This window comes from Euzebyales bacterium (assembly GCA_036374135.1).
GTDB lineage: Bacteria > Actinomycetota > Nitriliruptoria > Euzebyales > JAHELV01 > JAHELV01.
In genome coordinates, this window is sequence record DASUUK010000090.1 from 14,865 (window position 1) to 33,734 (window position 18,870).

Annotated in this window: 16 protein-coding genes; 4 read left to right on the plus strand and 12 right to left on the minus strand. The window is 71.3% G+C overall.

The window, feature by feature from the left end; all coding sequences use genetic code 11:
- The first annotated feature begins 4 nt into the window (after positions 1-4).
- Both VFZ70_15390 and VFZ70_15395 read left to right on the plus strand, forming a co-directional pair.
- Entirely contained in the window at positions 5-796 is a 792-nt protein-coding gene (locus tag VFZ70_15390; GenBank protein ID HEX6257191.1) for a hypothetical protein, read from the plus strand.
- Positions 777-2,249, plus strand: coding sequence for a hypothetical protein (locus tag VFZ70_15395; protein HEX6257192.1), 1,473 nt, complete (start codon positions 777-779; stop codon positions 2,247-2,249). Before VFZ70_15390 ends, VFZ70_15395 begins: the two co-directional genes overlap by 20 nt.
- A gap of 21 nt (positions 2,250-2,270) precedes the next feature.
- On the opposite strand, the gene galE is transcribed toward VFZ70_15395, so the two are convergent.
- From galE to VFZ70_15430, 7 genes are all read right to left on the minus strand, one after another.
- The gene (gene galE, locus VFZ70_15400) at positions 2,271-3,257 is read right to left on the minus strand and encodes a UDP-glucose 4-epimerase GalE (GenBank protein ID HEX6257193.1); all 987 of its coding nucleotides are present in this window, start codon (positions 3,255-3,257) and stop codon (positions 2,271-2,273) included.
- Between the two features lie 37 nt (positions 3,258-3,294).
- The gene (locus tag VFZ70_15405; protein HEX6257194.1) at positions 3,295-5,205 is read right to left on the minus strand and encodes a Wzz/FepE/Etk N-terminal domain-containing protein; all 1,911 of its coding nucleotides are present in this window, start codon (positions 5,203-5,205) and stop codon (positions 3,295-3,297) included.
- Positions 5,202-6,773, minus strand: coding sequence for a lipopolysaccharide biosynthesis protein (locus VFZ70_15410; GenBank protein ID HEX6257195.1), 1,572 nt, complete (start codon positions 6,771-6,773; stop codon positions 5,202-5,204). The genes VFZ70_15405 and VFZ70_15410 overlap by 4 nt, the downstream gene beginning before the upstream one ends.
- Before the next feature lie 20 nt (positions 6,774-6,793).
- Complete coding sequence (locus VFZ70_15415; GenBank protein HEX6257196.1) at positions 6,794-7,981, minus strand: glycosyltransferase; 1,188 nt, start codon at positions 7,979-7,981, stop codon at positions 6,794-6,796.
- A gap of 132 nt (positions 7,982-8,113) precedes the next feature.
- The gene (locus tag VFZ70_15420) at positions 8,114-9,001 is read right to left on the minus strand and encodes a sulfotransferase (GenBank protein ID HEX6257197.1); all 888 of its coding nucleotides are present in this window, start codon (positions 8,999-9,001) and stop codon (positions 8,114-8,116) included.
- On the minus strand, positions 9,001-10,122 hold the full coding sequence (locus VFZ70_15425; GenBank protein HEX6257198.1) for a glycosyltransferase: 1,122 nt from the start codon (positions 10,120-10,122) through the stop codon (positions 9,001-9,003). The genes VFZ70_15420 and VFZ70_15425 overlap by 1 nt, the downstream gene beginning before the upstream one ends.
- Entirely contained in the window at positions 10,106-10,897 is a 792-nt protein-coding gene (locus VFZ70_15430) for a hypothetical protein (GenBank protein ID HEX6257199.1), read from the minus strand. The genes VFZ70_15425 and VFZ70_15430 overlap by 17 nt, the downstream gene beginning before the upstream one ends.
- Before the next feature lie 211 nt (positions 10,898-11,108).
- Between VFZ70_15430 and VFZ70_15435 the strand changes: the two genes are divergently transcribed.
- Together VFZ70_15435 and VFZ70_15440 are read left to right on the plus strand one after the other, a co-directional pair.
- The gene (locus VFZ70_15435) at positions 11,109-12,209 is read left to right on the plus strand and encodes a glycosyltransferase (GenBank protein HEX6257200.1); all 1,101 of its coding nucleotides are present in this window, start codon (positions 11,109-11,111) and stop codon (positions 12,207-12,209) included.
- Positions 12,209-13,474 (plus strand): O-antigen ligase family protein, encoded by a 1,266-nt coding sequence (locus VFZ70_15440; GenBank protein ID HEX6257201.1) that lies wholly within the window; start codon positions 12,209-12,211, stop codon positions 13,472-13,474. The genes VFZ70_15435 and VFZ70_15440 overlap by 1 nt, the downstream gene beginning before the upstream one ends.
- A 13-nt stretch (positions 13,475-13,487) precedes the next feature.
- Here the strand turns inward: VFZ70_15440 and VFZ70_15445 are convergent, their stop codons facing one another.
- The 5 genes from VFZ70_15445 to VFZ70_15465 all read right to left on the minus strand — a co-directional run.
- Complete coding sequence (locus tag VFZ70_15445; protein HEX6257202.1) at positions 13,488-14,318, minus strand: hypothetical protein; 831 nt, start codon at positions 14,316-14,318, stop codon at positions 13,488-13,490.
- Positions 14,319-14,326: 8 nt separating this feature from the next.
- The gene (locus VFZ70_15450) at positions 14,327-15,841 is read right to left on the minus strand and encodes a hypothetical protein (protein HEX6257203.1); all 1,515 of its coding nucleotides are present in this window, start codon (positions 15,839-15,841) and stop codon (positions 14,327-14,329) included.
- 102 nt (positions 15,842-15,943) lie between these two features.
- On the minus strand, positions 15,944-16,975 hold the full coding sequence (locus tag VFZ70_15455) for a DUF1996 domain-containing protein (GenBank protein ID HEX6257204.1): 1,032 nt from the start codon (positions 16,973-16,975) through the stop codon (positions 15,944-15,946).
- Between the two features lie 291 nt (positions 16,976-17,266).
- Positions 17,267-17,551, minus strand: a complete 285-nt coding sequence (locus tag VFZ70_15460) for an LPXTG cell wall anchor domain-containing protein (protein HEX6257205.1) — start codon at positions 17,549-17,551, stop codon at positions 17,267-17,269.
- 46 nt (positions 17,552-17,597) lie between these two features.
- Positions 17,598-18,870 (minus strand): DUF4012 domain-containing protein (locus tag VFZ70_15465; GenBank protein HEX6257206.1); only part of this gene is annotated, 1,273 nt, incomplete at its 5' end.

Genomic DNA, 18,870 nt, shown 5'->3' on the forward strand with positions numbered 1-18,870 from the left:
ACAGGTGATCGTCGAGCTCATCGGGTGCAGCGGGGCGGGCAAGACCACGCTGATGCGGGCCGTGCAGCGATGCGCGTCGTCGGTCCCGATCACGTCGGCGTGGGATCTGGTGCTGGATCGTCCGGGACGCCGGTGGATCACGAGCCCACACGCGATGAACCTGGTCGCCGACGCCACGGCGGTCGGTCCGTTCGTCGCGAATCTGAGCCGCCACGCCGACTTCGTGCGCTTCGCGTTCCAGCGGTTGTCGCGCCACGCGCCCTCACGGTTCGCCCACCTCAACTACGCCCGCAACGTCGTGCGGCGGGTCGGCATGCACGAGCTGGCCCGCACGGTGTCGGACGGTCGCATCGTGCTGACCGACGAGGGCGCGACGTTGATCGCCTACCAGCTGTTCGTCTACAGCCGCGTGCCGCCCACCGCGGCCGAGGTCGAGCGGTTCGCCAGCCTCGTCCCCATGCCCGACGTGCTGATCCACGTGCGGGCACCGTTGTCGGTGCTGGTCGAGCGGGCGGTGGCGCGCCCCGACGGGCGCCGCGAGCTGACGGGCGCGGACGCCGCGCAGGTCCGACAGCTGCTCGCGCGCGCCGACGACGTGTTCACCGCCCTCGCAGCCACCCCCGCCCTGCGCGACCGGGTGCTGGTCGTCGACAACCCCTCAGGATCGCTGGCCGACCAGCGCCTGGTCGGTCGCCGCATAGCGGCGACGCTGTCCGACATCGAGACTGGGCACGGTGCCCTCCCATCCACCGACCTCAGACACAGAACGGCCGAACGTGCTGCCGAAGACCCGTGACCTGCTCGAGCGGTTGAACGACGCCGGCGTCCGGTACTGCCACTGGAAGAGCAACTGGAACCTGGCCAGCACGCTCGAAGGCGAGACGGACCTCGACCTGCTGATCCACCGCCGCGACGCCGGCCGGTTCCGCGCCCTGCTGCGCGACCTCGGGTTCGGGCCCGCCATCGAGGCGGGTGTGCCGGCGCTGCCGGCCGTCGAGCACTACCACGCGCTGGACGAGACGAGCGACGACATCGCCCACGTCCACGCCTACTACCGGGTCATCACCGGCGAGAGCCTGGCAAAGAACTACCACTTCCCGGTGGAGGAGATGCTGCTGACGCACACGCGTCGCGAGGGCCTGGTCACGCTCCCCAGCGCAGGTGCCGAGCTGATCGTCTTCGTGCTGCGCATGCTGGTCAAGCACACGACCCCGATCGAGCTGGGGCTGTTCCTGCGGGACACTGACGCGTTCCGGCGCGAGGTCGCGTGGCTGATGACGCCCACCGCGCGCGACGAGGCGCTCGCCCTGCTGCCCGTCTGGTTGCCGCAGATCGATGCGTCGCTGTTCGTGGCGGGGTGCGAGGCGCTGCAGCGTCCGGCGCCGATCACCCGTAGGATCGCGCTCGGCATGCGCGTGCGCGCGCGCCTGCGGACGCTGACCCGCCACCACCCCACCCGGGCACGGGTGTCGGAGGTGGGCAAGTTCACGACGCGCACGAGCCACCGTCTGGCGGGCACCAAGAAGAAGCTCGCGCCCGGCAGCGGCGGGTTGGTGATCGCGTTCGTGGGGCCGGAGGCCAGCGGCAAGTCGACCGTGCTCGCCGAGGTCCAGCGCTGGCTGGGCGCCCACTACACGGTGCGGCGCGTGCACGCGGGCAAGCCGCCGGCGACGCCGGTGACAGCCGTGCCCCACGTGCTGCTCCCGCTGCTGCGAGGCCTGGCACCCAACCAGCGGTCGACGCGGGTCATGGCCGGCGCGACGACGGCCGTCGGCGACGAGGCCGCATCGACCGACAGCCATCCCCTCGCGTTCGCGGTGCGCTGCGTGATGTTGGCCTACGAACGCCGCGCGGTCCTGGCCCGGGCGTTCGCGCGCGCCTCCAACGGCGCGGTGGTGCTGTGCGACCGGTACCCGTCGTCGACGCCCGGGGCGCCCGACGGTGCGCAACTGGACGCGCGGCCGCGCGCAGACGATCCGCTGCGCCGTTGGCTGTGCGCGCTGGAACGGCGGCTGTACGCCGACATCCCCGCGCCCGACCTGGTGCTCCAGCTCACCGCTCCGCTCGACGTCACGCTGGCCCGCAACGCCGCACGCACCAAGACCGAACCCGAACCGTACGTCCGCTGGCGCCACACGTTGGCCGACAGCGTCGCGTTCGACCGGGCGCCGGTGCACAAGGTGAGCACCGACCGCGACATCGACCAGGTGATCAGCGACGTCAAGCAGGCGATCTGGGACGCGCTGTGACCCTCGACGCCCGGCGGAGGGTCAGGCGTCGGCGTAGCCAGCAGGATGGGCGCGGTGCCACCGCCACGCCGTGCGCACGATCTCGTCCACGCCGGTGATCTCCGCCTTCCACCCGAGCTCCTCGCGGGCACGACCGGGGTCGGCGACGAGCTCGGGCGGGTCGCCGGGCCGCCGCTCGGCGATCTCGGTCGGGATGGCGTGACCGGTCACGCGACGTGCCGCCTCCACGATCTGCTGCACGCTGTGACCGTGTCCAGTGCCCAGGTTGACGAACAACCCGCGACCGGGACCCGTCCGGCGCAGCGCCAGCTCGTGGGCACGCGCGAGGTCGGTGATGTGGATGTAGTCACGGACGCATGTGCCGTCCGGCGTCGGATAGTCGTCACCGAAGATCATGAACCGGTCGCGTTGACCGAGCGCCACCTGCAGCGCGATCGGGATGGCATGGGTCTCGGGGTCGTGGTCCTCACCGCGTGACCCGTCCTCAGCCGCTCCGGCCGCGTTGAAGTAGCGCAACGCGACGAAGGACATGCCGTACGCGCGGGCGTGATCGGCCAGCGCGCGCTCGATGATCAGCTTCGTGTAGCCGTAGGGGTTGACGGGCCGCTGCGGAGCGTGATCGGGGATCGGGACGGTGTCGGGCGTGCCGTAGGTGGCACAGGTGCTCGAGAACACCAGGTGACCCACGCCCGCAGCCCGCATGGCGCCGAGCAGCGTCAGGGAGCCGGCCACGTTGTTGTGGTAGTACATCATGGGATCCGCGACCGACTCGGCGACGAGCGCGTACGCGGCGAAATGCATCACCGCGTCGATCCGCTCGTCGCCCATGACCGCCCGCATCGCGGCGCCGTCGTGCAGCGACGCCTCGACGAGCGGCAGCCCCGCCACCGACCTCGCGTGACCACGTGACAGATCGTCATAGATCACGACCTCGTGGCCGCGGTCGACCAGGTGCCACGCCGCCTCGCTGCCGACGTACCCCGCCCCGCCCAGCACCAGCACCTTCACCGCAGCACCGCCTCCCTCCGCATCGCGTCGGCGGCCCTCACATCGCCGTCTCGGACTGCGGGGCGTGGTGCGGCCCGTCGCCGTTGCTGCGCGGCACCTGGTCGGCGTCCAACTGCGCGTACTCCACGACGTTCGGCCTCAGCTCGACGCCGGTGTCGACGGGCACCGAGGCGTCGGTGTAGACGTAGCCGGCAAGCCGGACGCCCATCAGCTCCAGGCGACGGCGCAGCTCGCGAAGGTCGGTCAGGCTGGAGCCGTGCGGCACGACCACGAGCGCCCTGTCGACCGCCCGGAACGCCGCGGCCTGCGTGATCTCGAGCACCGACGGCAGGTTGATGACCACGAGGTCGTGGTGATCCGCGAACCGGTCGAGCACCGCTCGGACCTTCGCCGATCCGAAGACGTCGGGTAGCACCGCGTGGTCCGCGCCGACGCTGAGCACCGAGACGGTGGTGCCGTCACGGATCTCGATCCATCCGGCCACCTCGTCGACGGTCACCGACCCGTCGATCAGGTCGGCGAGGCCCGCGGCGGGATGGTGCCCGTACAGCTCGCTCACCCGCCGGGACACGTCACGTCCGGTGAGGTCACCGTCGACCAGACCGACGCGCAGGCCGGCCTGGCCGGCGGCGAGTGCGACGTTGACGGCCACGAGCGCGCTGGCATCCCCGCCCGTTGCCGAGACGCACGCGACGACCGAGGTGGGCTGCGAGGTCGCGCCGTACAGCTGCGAGACGTTGGTACCGGCACGACCATCCACGGGCCGGCGACCGAGCGCGGCGGCCAGCGTCCGGTAGGCGTTGGCCGACCCGGAACGTGGCTCGTCGAGGACGGGCACCTCCGCAGCCACACCACCGTCGCGTCCGCGACCACCCGGCCGCCACCGACGTCGGGTGCCGGCATCGCGCACGTCGACGAGCAGCGGAACGCCCAGGACGCCTGCCGCGGTCCGCGGATCTTCGACGCGCCGCGAGCGCTGACTCACCACGTACGCCAACGCCGCACCGATCAGTGCGCCCAGCACCGTGGCGACGAGCGTCGCGGAGGTGAAGGGCACGCCCTCGCGGCGCCCCCGCCCTGCCGGGGCGAAGAACGCGACCGCGTTGCCGTTGAGCTGGGCCTCGACCTCCGCGTCGGTCCGCTGCGCCGTCAGCTCGCCGAGCATCCTCGCGCTGTCCCGCTGGCGACGGAGCAGCCGCCGGATGGTACCCGTGAGCGGGGCGTCGGAGCTGATGCGCGCGCTCAACCGGGTGCCCAGCTGGTCCGCCCGCTCGGCCAGCTCCTTGGTCGCCGCCAGCCGCCCGGACCCGCTGTTCTGCGCGCTGGCGCTGTCGCGCAGCCCCGCCAGGTCCGAGACGGTCCTGGCGATCTGCGCGTCGGTCGCGTGCGGCGCGTCCTCGACGGTGCGGGACCTCGCCACCCGGTTCTGCAGCGAGCGGATCTCGTTGACCGCCGTGGCGATCGCCTTGTCGAGCTGATCGATCGTCGCCTCCGCACTGTCGGCGCGGGCCGCGCTGACGACGTCCTCGTAGGCCAGGCGCAGGGCCTCGGCGCCCGTTCGCGCGGTCTCGGCGTCCGCTGCCGCGAACCGCACCTCGACGAAGTTGCTCTCCGAGCTGGAGGTGATGGTGCGACCTTCGGTGATCTGACCAGCGGTGAGGTCGGCCGGTGGCGTGAGCGTGGGCGCAAGCTGACTGGCGCGTTCGGCCACGATGTCGGACTGCAGGATGGCGACCTGGTCGGCCACGTAGCGTTCGGGGTCGGTCGACTGGCTCTCGGCGGCCGTGTCCTGGACGATCAGGCTGGTCTTGGATACGTACCCGGCGGGCCCGGTCAGCGCGTACGCGGCACCGAGCAGGCCGAACACCAGCGCGCACCCGATCACGAGCAGCGGATGCCGCCGGATCGCGGTCAGCGGATCCGTCTCGGTCGGTTGGTCAGGTGTCATGTCGCCCGGCCCCCTTCGGCCGCCTCGACAGCCGTGTCAGCGTAGCGCTTCGCCACACCCGTCGGAGCATCGACGTCGTCGCGTCCGCGCGCCGCCGACAGCCCCACGGCCGGCACACGACCCCCCAGGCCCGGGATCGCGAGCCGTCCCAGCTCCAGCGCCTCGACCGCGGATCGTCGATCCAGGACCCACAGGGCGAGCACGTAGGTCGCCGCGCCGGTCGTGACGAGCACGACGACCTGCCACACCAGCCCGACGTCCACCACGACCTGCTTGGTCGCGACGACCGCCCCGACCATCAGCCCGGACGCGACCGCGGGTCCCACCAACTGGCGCATGACGGCGGTGGGCCGCAGACCGATGAGCTTGTGGACCGCGTAGAACCACGCCGGGCTGACGGCGAACGTGACGACGGCCAGCGCTGTGGCGACCGCCAGCACCCCCCACCGGACAGCGACCGCGAACGAGGCGACCTGCGCGACCGCCGTGACGCCCATCAGGACGACGCGCCACGACGGCTTGCCCAGCGCCTTGAGCACGGTGGGGTTGAGGAACCCGATCGACGTCGCGAGCCCGGCGAGGCCGAGCATGCGCATCACCGGGATGCTCTCGCTCCAGCCCGACCCGAACATCAGCCGCGTGGCCTCGGGGGCGATCACCACGAGCCCGAGGAACGTCGGGAACGTCACGAGCGCGGCCAGGCGCATCGTGCGGTAGTACAAGCGACGGACCCGCTCGTCGTGGTCCTGCACGCGCGAGAACGTGGGGAACGCGACGGACCCGATGACGGCGGTGCACATGTTGATCAGCAACCGCAGCACCCGGTAGGCGACGACGTAGAAGCCCAACTGGGTCGGCCCCAGGAACAGGCCGATCATGAAGTTGTCGCTCTGTGTGTTGGCCAGCCGCAACGCGCGGAACCCGACGATGTTCGCGCCGAAGGGCAACATCTCCTTGACGTGCGGCCACGAGAACGACAGGCGCGGGCGCCAGTCGCTGGCGACCCACAGCGTGATGACGGCCACCACCTCGACGGTCAGCGTCTGGACGACGAGGCTCCACACGCCGGCGTCGAGCAGCGCAGCGGCGATGCCCGCGCCGCCGCCGACGACGACCGACACCAGCGACCGCAGCGTCAGGCTCGCGAAGGCGAACGTGCGGGTCAGCAGCGCGCGCTGGACCGTGCTCAGACCACTGACGGTCAGGGTGAGCGACAACGCCGCCAGGACCGGGCCGAGCGCCGGGTCACCGAACAGCGTGGCGATCACGGGCGACGCAGCCCCCAGCAGCACCGTGAGCACGACGCCGAGCGTCACGCTCGTCCAGAACGCGCCGTTGACGTGCTCGTCGTCGATGTCGGGCCGCTGGATGATCGCGTCGGCCATGCCCTGGTCGGCTGCGATCTTCAGAACGCTGGTGAACACCGTGGCCAGGGCGATGAGACCGAAGGCCTCCGGCGCGACCAACCGCGCCAGGACCGCGAACACGACCAGCGTCGCGATCTGGTAGCCCCAGTTCTCGAGCGCCGTCCAGTAGACGCCGCGCGCGGCCAGGCGACGGAGGGTCATGACTGATCGGTCGCTCTCACTCAGCCGCCCACGGCGACGTGGCGGGGACGCCGAGCGGAGCCTGCCCGCTCCGCGGCGACGGTGGACCACAGCTGCAGCGTCCGCTCCAACGTGGCGTCCAGTCCGAATGCGACGCTGCGGCGACGGGCGGCCTCACCCAGCTGTCGCCTGCGCTCGACGTCGTCGAGCAGTGTGTCGATCGCGCACGCCAAGGCGTCCACGTCGCCCCGAGGCACGATCATCCCCCCGTCGCCCACCGCATCGCTGCCGAAGACATCGGTCGCCACGATAGCGGCGCCGCAGGCCATCGCCTCGAGGAGGACCAGCGACATGCCCTCCCAGCGCGACGGTGCGATCACGATGTCCGCGGCCCGCAGCTGTGGGGCGGTGTCGGCCGCCTTGCCGTGCCACTCGATGCGGTCGGTCACACCGAGGGACCTTGCGAGTGACCGCAGGTGTGCGGCCTCGCCGACGGGCTGCTCGTCGCCCACCAGCCGCAGGCGCGCATCGGGGGCGCGCAGGCGCGCGAGCGCCCGGATCGCCACGTCCTGGCCCTTCTGCCGGCTCAGCCGCCCGACGCACACGATCAGGGGGGCCGTGGGGTCGCGCGGTGCGACCGGACCGTCGGGACAGAAGTGGTCGCGGTCGACTCCGTTGGGGACGACCGTCATGTGGTCGGTCCGTGCACCCAGCACCGCGCGCCCGTGCGCGGCCTCGTGCTCGGAGACCGCGACGATCGCCTCGCAGCGGTCGCTGAGCCCGCGCTCGACCAGCCGGTAGAGGCCAGCGAGGCGTCCGCCCACCTGCCACGACCAGGAGTGCGGGGTGAACACGACGGCCGGTCGCCTACGCTTCGGCAGCGACGCGATGGCGGCGCGGCCGACCGCGCCCGCCTTCGACGAGTGCAGGTGCACCACGTCGCGGTCCACAGCCAGGCGCCGCAGTGTCGCGACCGCGCGGACGTCGCGCGGCGCGGGGCGACGGTCGAGCTGTAGCGCGACATGCGACGCCCCGGTCGCTCGCACCCACTCGGCGAGCGGACCCTGGTCGCTGTCCGGGCACGCGACCACGACGTCATGTCCCGCCGCGACAGCGGCCTCGACCTGCTGGCGCACGCACACCGCGACGCCGTACTCGACGGGTTGCGACACGATCAGCACGTCGAGGCGCTCGCGCCCGCCGAACGCCTCCTGGACGTCAGTTGTCATCGCCCTACCATCACACCTCGGCCGCCCGCATGGCGGTTCCCTGATGGACAGGTGCGCGTCACCATCCCGTCACACGCCAGTCCCCTTCAGGCGCACTCGGTGTCCGAGCGCGGGCCGGGTCGAACCGCTGGTTCAGCTGTCCGACGACAGCCAGTGCTGCAGGTCGCGCCCGATCAGCGCCTCGGTCCCGGCGATGTCGGCGCGGAAGTGGTCGGTCAGCTGCGCCCGCAGCGGGTCGGGCAGGGCGGGCGGGCGCTGGAGGTTGGCCGTACGGACCCGCCGTGCCAGGTTGCCGAGCCGCCGGGGGATCCACGGCTCGACCATCCGCTTGATGCGCTTGCTGGTCAGCACACGCTCGAACGCCATGTTGGCGGGCACACCGCCGACGTTGTGGGGGGTGTCGAGATCCGGCACGAACGTGTCGTCGACGCCCAGCGCGCGGTAGATCGCCTGCACCGCCGCGGTGGTGTCCGACCGCAGCTCGTCGAACAGCTGGACGTGGATCTGCTCGGGCCGATAGGCGGCGTAGTAGCGCGTCAGGTGCTGGTGGTACCTGCCGACCCGCACCCAGTGGGAGTCCGCCTGCGCCCAGGGTGCGTCCACGGTCAGGTCGCGCTCGGGATCGAGGCGCCGGCCGCGCGTGCGCAGGTACATCTGGTAGTCCGAGTACGCACGGTCGACGGGGTTGCGCAGCACACAGACGATCTGGGCGTCCGGCAGCAGGCCCGCCATCCGCCCGGCGGCCTGCGGACACTCCAGGTAGATCGGCGAGATCTCACCGACCGCGGTGGCGCCGTCGGCGTCGGCGAACAGCCGCTCGTAGGCGTCCAGGCTGCGGACGGGGAACCGGTGCAGCTGCGGATCGCCGTAGCGCAGCCGGCCCGCGTCGTCGACGCCGTACGCGAAGAAGTTGGTCTCCTTCAGCGCGCTCATGTGGACCTGCGGGTGCTCGGCGAGGTACCAGTACAGCGCCGTCGTTCCGGCCTTTGGCGCGCCGATGACCACGAACGTCGGCAGCATCACACCGTGTCGGCGGCCGCCCGCGCCTCGCGGTACACGGCGTCGATGCCGGCGTGCATCACGGGCAGCGAGTAGCGGGTGAGCACGTGCTCCCTGGCGCGCTTGCCCAGATCACGCAATGCGCTGGGCGACATCTGGCGGTGCCGCGTGAGCTGCCGGGCCACCTCCGCGGCGTCCCCGACGGGGACCAGCGCGACGAAGTCGGCATCGTCGACCAGTTCGCGGTGCGGGGGGATGTCCGACAGGATCACCGGACACCGCGCTGCCATCGCCTCGATCACCGCGACGGGCAGGCCCTCGCCGTGTGACGTCGACACCATCACGTCGGCGGCAGCGCACCGGACGAACACCTCCTCACGCGGGACCAGCCCGGTGAGCGTGACACGGTCGTCCAGACCCAGCTCACGGATGCGCGCGCGGATGGTCCCCTCGAGCGCGCCGGCACCGATCAGCACCAGACGGCTGCGGTCGTCAGCCGTCGCCGCGAACGCGTCGAGCAGTGTGGCATGGTCCTTGACCGGTTCGAGTCGGTTGACGCACACGACGGTGAACACGCTGTCGTCGCGGGTGACCGGCGTGGCGTCCAGCGCGCGATCGACGCGGTCCATGTCAGCGGCGTTCTGCACGACCCGCCAGCGGCCACGCACCAGCCGCTTGGCGAGCCGCGGCATGCTGTCATAGGCGGCTCGGCTGCAGAACACCAGGCGGGTGAACCCTGCCAACGCGATCAGCATGAGCGCCTGGTTGCGCAGTGAGTAGTCGTGGAACGAGTCCTGCACGGTGTACACGAGCGCGGGCCGCAGTCGTCGGTAGCGCAAGGTCGCCAGGAGGGTCACGATGACCAGCGCGCCCGTCTGCGGCGCGTGGACGTGCACGACGTCGTATGGTCCGCCGTCCAGCGCCGAGCGCAACGCACGCACGAAGCCCGCGAGCGACCCGTCGCCCGGGAACAGCGCGATCGCCGGCGGGGGCGTCAGCTTCGGCTCGAGGTACGTGCAGATCGACAGGTCGCGCACGCCGACCATCGGCAGGCAGTGCTCGTTGTACTGGCCGTTGGCCTCGCCGAGGTTCAGGATGACGTGCAGGACGCGAAGCTGTCGGTCGTCACCGTCGCGTGTCACGGGTGTCTCCGATGTCCGGGGCCGGACGTGGCCCCTCCTGTATCCATGTCCTGTCGGCGGTGAGCTCGGCCACCAGCTGCGCAACATCCATGGCACTGGTGTCGAAGCGTCGCACCGCCGGCGCGCCCGCCGCCGCGATGCGGTCCAGGACCTGGCCGAAGAGCCGGCGGTAGCGGGTGATGAACTGCAGCCCGACCTCGCCGGCGCCCTTGACCGTGTGGGCCTGCGGTCGCTGGTCGATGCGCGCTCGCAGCACGGCGTCGGGTGCGTCGAGCCACACCACCGCTGTCAGCGTCCGCAGCCACCGGGACAGCATCGTGTCCCACCAGCGTTGGAACGCCCGGGTCGTCGTGACGCCGCGGTCCTGCGCCCTGAGCCGCACGAGGGCGTAGATCGGTCCCTGATCGAGCACGACCACGCCGTCGATCCCGGCGTACCGGCGGCGCAGGAACCGGTCCCAGGCCGTGACGTATGCCATGAGCTTGACGTCCGGCCAGCTCAGCCGCGGCCGGCGCACCACGTTGGCGGCCAGGACCGGCAGCAGACGCGGGAGCCCGCGCAGCGCGTGGGCCAGGTGTGCCGGGCGTCGGGTACGGATGAACGCGCCGCGCCGGTAGTGGTCGTGAGCGCACAGCGCCGCGGACAGCGTCGACTTGCCGGCCCCGGCGACACCGAGGATCTCGACGAGCTGCGGGGAGCCGGCGGCGCGCCACGAGGACGCGGGCGTCCGCGCCGGTCGTGCCGCGCGTGGCATCCGCGCTGTCGTCATGGTCATCGACTCCCGCCCGCTCGTCGCTGCCCCGGCGACGTCCGCGCAAGCATAGCGGTGGTCGACGGGCCCATCGGCGCGGACCACGTGGCCATGACGACGCGCTACGATGCCACGTCATCGGGTCGTGTCGGGCGGGACGCAGTGGTCGAGGCGGCCATGAAGCCGGCCAGGATCGGGTCGATCGACCACGGACGACGTCACCGGGGAAGCTCCAGTGGAACGCACGCGATATGCGGTCTTCGCGCCGAACATGGCGGGCGGCGGCGCCGAGCGCGCGGCCGTGCAGCTGGCCTCGGGGCTCGCCCAGCGCGGGTTCCACACCGACCTCGTCCTGGCGTCGGCGGACGGGCCGCGCATGGCGGAGGTCCCCGACACCGTCGACGTGGTCGACCTCCGGGCGCGCCGGGTCCTGACCAGCGTGCCCGCACTCGTGCGCTACCTGCGCCGCACGCGCCCAGCGGCCATGGCGTCGGTGCTCGACCATGCCAACGTCGCCGCACTGGTGGCCGCGCGCCTCGCCGGATCCCCGACCCGGCTGGTCGTCGTGGAGCAGAACAACCTCAGCTCGGCGGCGGGCAACGGCAAGTCCCGGCGCGACCGCATGATGCCCAGGTTCGTGGGACGCTTCTACCCCTGGGCGCACTGCGTCGCCGGGGTGTCGGCCGGCGTCATCGACGACCTCCGGTCGCTGATCAACACCGTTCCCGACGAGCGGTACCGCGTCATCCACAACCCGATCGTCACGCCCGAGCTGATCGCGAAGGCACAGGCGCCCGCGGCCCATCGCTGGTTCGATCGCGACGAGCCGGTGTTCGTCGCGGCCGGCCGCCTGCGCCCACAGAAGGACTTCCCGACCCTGATCGACGCGTTCCACCGTGTGCGGTCGACGCGTCACGCACGCCTGATGATCCTCGGCGAGGGCCCGGACCGGACGGCGCTGGAGGCGCAGATCCGGCGTCTGGGCCTCGACGACGACGTGGAGCTGCACGGGTACACCGACAACCCGTACCGGTTCTTCGCGCGGGCCACGGCGTTCGTGCTGTCGTCGCGGTGGGAGGGGCTGCCCACCGTGCTGATCGAGGCGCTCAGTTGCGGCGCCCCGGTGGTCGCGACCGACTGTCCCAACGGGCCGGACGAGATCCTGGCCGGTGGCCGGTACGGGCGGTTGGTGCCGGTGGGGGACACGGCGGCGATCGCGGCAGGGCTCGAGGCCGCACTCGACGGCGAGCTGTCGCGCCCGCCTGAACACAGCTGGCGTCCGTACACGGTCGACGCGGTCGTCGACGACTACCTCGACGCGTTCGCCGGGAGCTGATGATGCGACGGGCGGCCTACTGGGCGGCGGTGCTGTTCATCTTCACGGTCCCGTGGGAGGTCGCGATCCGCGTCGGCGCGGTCGGCCGGGTGAGCCGGGCGGTGGGCCTGCTGGTCGCCGGGCTGTGGGCGCTGTCGGTCATCATGCGCGGTCACAGCCGGCCGCTCGACCGCTTCGTCAAGGCCTACTTCCTGCTGGTGCTGTGGAGCGGCCTGACGATGTTCTGGACGATCGACGTGCACGCCACGCTGGGCGGGTTCATCACCTACGTCCAGATCTTGGGCATGGTGCTGGTCGTGCTGGACCTGTTCGAGACGGAACGGCGGGTCGAGACGGCGCTCCAGGCCTTCGTCCTCGGTGCCTACGTGTCGTGTGTCAGCATCTTCGTCAACTGGGTCAACGCTCCCCCGACGGACTTCCCCGAGCACCAGCGCATCAAGGCACTCGGGTTCGAGGTCGACGGCATCGCACTCATCATCGCCGTGGCGCTGCCCGCGGCCTGGTACCTGGCGACCGGCCCGCCCGCGGACCGGTTGCCGCGCGTCCTGGTCGTGGCCGACATCGCGTACGTCCCGGCGGGGGTCTTCGCGCTGGTGCTGACGGGTACCCGGGGTGCCGCGGTGGCCAGCCTCCCCACGGTCGTCTTCGTCGCCTGGACGTTGCGCCACGCACGCCGGAACCGCCGGCTGGCCGCCTGGGCGATGGTGGGAGCCGCGATCGTCGGCGTGGCCTTCTTGGTCCCTCGCGAACCGTTGCAGCGCATCACCGGGACGGTGAGCGACGTCGTCGGCTCCGACAGCCTGAGCGGCCGCAAGGAGATCTGGCAGGAAGGTGTCGACATCTTCCTCACCCATCCGGTCGGCGGCGTCGGCCTCGATGCGCACCGAGCGGCGGTGTCAGCCGGCAAGGAGGCACACAACACCGCGCTGTCGGTCCTGGTGGAGACGGGCATCGTCGGCTTCGTGCTTCTGGTCGCAGTGATCGCCGGCGTGGCCGTCCGCGTCCGGCAGCGGCGTGGGTGGGCCGCGTGGTACTGGGGCGCACAGCTCACGGCCATCCTGCTCGGCGCGATGTCGCTGTCGTTGGAGGACCGCAAGGCCGTCTGGATCATGGGGTCGTTGGCGGTCGCGAGTGCGACGGCAGCGCGCCGACGCGAGGACGCACGACCACCGCCCTCGGACCTGGATCTGGCGCACGTCGACGACGTGGACGGCGGCTACGCCGTCGTGCGGTCGGCCGCGCCCGTACCGTCGATCCCGTCGTAGGACGCGCCCGGACCTACGTCAGGAGCGTCTCGACGGCCGGTCGCGTGCCCGGACGGCGATACAGCGACAGCAGCGGACGGTAGACGCCGTGCTGACGCATCCGGCTGAGCGCGATGTTGCGCCGGTTGAAGCGCTGATCGGCGCGCCGATAGTCGGCGACCGCGGCGTCCAACCGGGATCCGTACGCCCGCTGCAGCCGCGGGTACAGCTCCTCGGTGACATGGCGGTACAGCACCAGATCCTGCTGGTTGGCCTCGGTCAGCATCTGCCGGGTGCGCTCGTTGGCCAGCAGGTCGGTCGCGATGGTGGTGCGCTTCGCCACGTTGACGCGTCGGTAGCTGATGTCGAGGTCGCGTGCGCGCAACGCCTGCAGCAGGATCATCGACTCGTCGAAGCGCTCGGCCAGTCCCACGAACATCTGACGTCGCTCGATCACCCGGATCGCCTCCTGGGCGTCGGCGATGCCGGCGATCCGGCGGGTCTGGGCGTCGCGGAACCAGTCGCGTTCGATCCACTCGTCGAACGCGACGTCCTTGCCGCGGTGGTCGATGTGGTACTGGTAGCGCGATGCGGCGGTCTTCAGCGGGTCGCGCACGAAGGTGAGGTACGCGAGCTCGGTGTCGGCGACGCCCAGGTCGACGTGTCCAAAGATGCGGTGACCGGCGATGCTGCGCAGGCGCGGGTAGATGGTGCGGACGCGGCGCAGGTCCTCCGCCGAGAACGGTGGATCCCGCCATGCCGCGTGCCACGGCTCGACGTCGCAGTGCCGAGGTCCGTAGGAGCTGCGCAGCATGTACCGCACGGTGCTGCCGGCGGTCTTGTTGATGTGGACGAAGACGAGCATGCGACGGCTCATGCCAGCGACGCCCAGATCAGCGCCTTGATCTCGGCGACCACCGCCGCGGGCGGCTGGCCAGCGTCGACGACGTGGGCGCCGGTGCCGCTCCAGTCGATGTCGTAGATCTCGGTCGCCCTCGCGACGACGTAGTCGTGCGGTTCGTCGATCTTGCGGCGGGCCGCCTCCAGCGGGTCGAGCCGCAGCACGATCGCAAGGTCGGGTGGCACCACACGCTCGTGGTAGTGCTGTTCGAGGCGGACGAGCCACCGCAGCAGCCGGCCGCGGTCGTCACCGTCGGTCAGGCGGGCGATCTGAGGCACGTCCGTCTGCCGCAATGCGGGGTGGGGGAACCGGTCCGAGATGACGATGCTGCCGCTGGCGGCCGCACGGCTGGCGCGCCGGTACGTCAGATACCGGTCCCTCGCCTTGCACGCGAACCACAGCAGCCTCCGGTACTCCGTGGCCGACGGATCGCCGCCATCCCCCGGCCGTGAGCGCGACATCGCTGGTGGACCCGTCAGCGTGGGGACGGCGACGCCGGCGATCTTCAGACCGCCGCGGACCGCGTAGGTGGTCGCCGACCACGGCGGCTTGCCCAGGTGCACGGTGACGACGTCGAAGTGCTCCTCCAGCCACGCACCGATCTCGCGCAGCGCCGTCGTCTTGCCAGCGCCGTCGCCGCCGATGATGGCGATGATGGCGCCGCCGCCGTCCAGGCGGTAGCCCCTGCGACCCAGCGTGCGTCGCCTGACCGACAGCGCGACCCGCCGCCACAGACGCACCACCGCATCGACCGATGGGCTTCGCCGGGCGTGCGCCTGCAGCCGCGTCTCCATGCGCCGGCCGACCGCTGCGGTGCGCGCCAGCGATGCGGTGCCCGACGCGACGTCCTCCGCGGCGGCGAACAGGTCCCGCCCGACGAAGCCCAGGTGCCCATCGACGACGGCGTCGACGTCGTCACGCGTGATCAGCTCGCGCAGGTGTGCGTGCTCCTCACGCTCCGACCGGGAGGGGCGTGGTCGGCTGCGCCTGGCACCGGTCCACACCATCTCGTCGATCACCGCGTACTTGAGCACCATGCGGATGACCAGCAGGACGTACTCGAACGCAGGAGCGGGTGTCGGCAGCACGCTGGTCTTCGACGCCGAGGCGAGGAACGGTTCCTCGATCGGCAGGCGGTAGTTCTTCGTGCGGTCGTGACCCACGATCAGCTGCCGGTGGGCGTGCACGTGCACGAAGCGGTCAGCGGCCGCGTCGTACGCGAAGTAGTGCGCCACGCCCGGCGGTGACGTCGCCTGCGGGCGGACGGCGCCGACGAAGCCGCAGCTGTCGAGCACTCGCCGGAAGTCGCGCACGTGCCGGCGGGAGACCAGCAGGTCCAGATCGGTCTCCGCCAGTTCCGCGCGTCGCAGGAACCGGTTGCTCTTGAAGTGACAGTACGCAACACCGGCCACGTCCAGTTCCGCCGCGAGCCGCTCGACGAGCGGCGCCGCCGATGCCTGCTCCGGGCGCACAGCCCCCACGCGCACGAACGACTCCTTGTCTCCGCCCTCGCCCGACGATCGTCGGGACAGCCTAGCGCGGCTCGTAGCGCCGACCGCTGGCCGATTGGCGAGGGGCGCGTCGAGACTCTAGTCGTGCACGCGTCCACACCGCTTGACGCGGGTGCAGTCGTCGAGCCAACGCTCCAGCTCGCTCTGATCCCAGGTGTTCCAGAAGTCCCCGTGCGGCACGGTCGTCCCATCCACCAGGGTCCACCCGGCGCCGCCGGAACCCTCGGGATAGTGGACCACGTAGCGGACGTTCGGCAGCTTGACCGGGTGTGATGCGGGGCATCGGTTCCCCGTGGGGTAGACCACGTGGCTGCGGTGATCGGTCGCGTCGATGTGACTGCCGTCCCAGCAGTTCGGAAAGATGATCGCCGCGATCAGGTCGGACGTCGTACACCGCGGCGGCGCGTCGTAGCGCACCTCTTCGCTGTCGTCGTCGTGGCAGTTCCACCACACGTGGTCGGGGAACTGACCCTCGCCGCCGGCGATCATCCGAAAGTCCGGTGGGAACGCCACGGTCGCACTGTAGTCGGCGGGGCGGCTGCGGTAGTAGCTGAACAACGCCACCGGCTCGACCGGCGTGCCGTCCGGATCGAGCAGCGCCGGCGTCCAGTAGCCCGCGGTGTCGCCGCCGACGACACAGGTCGTGCCGGCATCGGACATCGACGCGTAGGTCGAGTTCGAGTCGACTGAGGTGTTGCCGAAGAAGTCGTGCAGGTGTTGCGAGCGCGTACCGGACGGACCCGGGGAGACGATGGGATCGACCTGGTCGCGGTGCGAGAACGGGCACTTGACCAGGAAGTTGCCCGAGCGCTCATCTGCGTCGGCAGGAGGCTGCACCGCCAGCTCGACCGACTGCGCCGCGCTGGCGGTGTGGTCCGTATCGACCTCATGGGCGCCCGAATCGCCCGTCTCGGCCTCGTCGGCGTCGGACCCGTGTGCTGCGGACCCGTGCGCTGCGACGCCCGATGATGCCTCGGCGGACGCCGGCGCGTCGTCGGCGGACTGCGGAGCGCTGACCTGCAGCACGTCCTCGGCTTCGCAGGCCGTCACCATGAGGCCCAGCGCGACGAGCAGAGCGACGAACCCGGTCGACCGTGTGCGGTGCTGCACGCATGACCCCCAGCAGCGATATCGGAGCGCGGGCGCCGTGGCCCGCTCGAACACGCCCGAGCGTATGGATCGGCGGCCGGTGACGTACTGGCCAGAGGGTCACGCGAGCACGCGTCATGCGGCACCGGTCACGCTCCGCTGGGCCGACCGGACACGACGCCGCGTCCAATCGACACAGGTCGGCGTCGGACGTCCGTCCAATGCCCCTGAGCTGAGCTGCACCATGCGGCACGCGCACACGCAAACGCCGGCGCACCTACGGGTGCGCCGGCGTTGAGCGTGCGTGCGGGTCTAGGCTGCTGCGCGCTTCCGCGACACCGCGACTGCGGCGCCACCCGCGACGACCAGGCCGAAGCCGACCATCAGCACGGCGCCAGCGTCGATGCCGGTGGCGGCGAGCGCCTGACCGGCGGTGTCGGCGACGTCCGACACCGGCGTGACGTGCACCGGCGCCTCACCACCACCTTCAGGCGGCGCCGCCCCCGACCCGAGCAGATCGCCACCAGCCAAAGCAGGCATCGCGGCGGTCATGAGCAGGACTGCTGTGAGCCCGACAATGATCATCAATCTACGCATGCGTTATCTCCGAATCTGGTGACGTCTCCCGCCAACGACGATGTGATTATGCATCGCTCGTTGGAGCATAGCAAGTTGCCAGCGCGGTCAAACCAGCCACCCGGCCCGCGTGGAGGCGACCGCGTTGGCCATCCGTACGACTCTCGTCGGAGACGTAGCCGTCCGGTGGCGTCACCGCGACGGACAGTCGGGTCGGGCGGATGGTTGGCTGGGCCGCGTACTCCAGGCGGTAGCACCCGTCGCCATCGGGCTCCCACGCGTCCTCGAGCCGCCACCGCAGCTCGATTGTGCGCTTCTCGCCCCGCGGAATCGTGAGCAGCGTCGACGCGACCGTGTGGTCGAGCTCCTGCTCGACGACCATGCCCTTGCGCAGGTTGGCGTTGACGAAGCGCGGGTCGGCGCGCGTCGGCGCGCAGCGCCCGCAGAACACGCTGACGAGGCTGAAGTTGTCGCCCTCTCCGAGTCCGAGCGTGCTGTCGGCGGGCAGCGGCGGGGCGCCGTTGGCGAAGGTGACGCGAAGCCGCGCGGTCGCCGAGCCGTCCGGCCGTAGCCGAACCCGGTAGTCGACCGACCGATCCATGTAGAAGTCGACCTTGTTGACCGCCGCGTTGTTGACGATGACCGCCATGGTGTCGTGATCGGGATCCGGCAGCGCGCCCGCGAACCCGAGGTCACGCAGCGTCCGCTCGGTCTCGGGGTCGGTGCTGTACAGCAGCACATGTCGGTCCCGCATCACCGGCCCGAAGGTGTCGAGCAGGTCCGGTGGCTGCCACCCGCCGCCGCGCAGGAGCCGGCGCAGCGCTGCCCCGGCGATCTGGCCGAGGGTCTCCTTGCGCTCCTCGCCCGTGGCGAACTCGCTGCGCGCCTCGACGCTGATCGCCGGCACGACCTCGTCCGGGCCGACGCGCCCGAGCTCGGGGATCTGCACGTCACCGACCAGGCGCAGCAGCGCCTGGAGGACGAACGGATCGACGAGCATGACGCCGTCGACCTTCTCGTCCTCAGTGCGCTCGTACAGGCGCACCATCGCCGTCGCCGCGGACGGGAAGTCGGGCGTCGCATTGATCGCCTGCCAGAAGCCCGCGCCGCCCCAGCGGCTGTAGCGCGCAGCGTAGTCGGTGTTGGGCGCGGGCACCTCGTTGTACGGCAGGCTCGTCAGGTCCTGCACAGGTCGGAACGGGCTGAGGTTGAAGCGTCCGCGGTTGAACGTCGCGACGGCGTACGCGCCGACGAACCCGCCGGTGCCCCGCAGCTCGGCCGGGTTCTGCGCGCCGAACAGATACCGCTTGCGACCGTTGACGCCGAGGAACGACGACAGC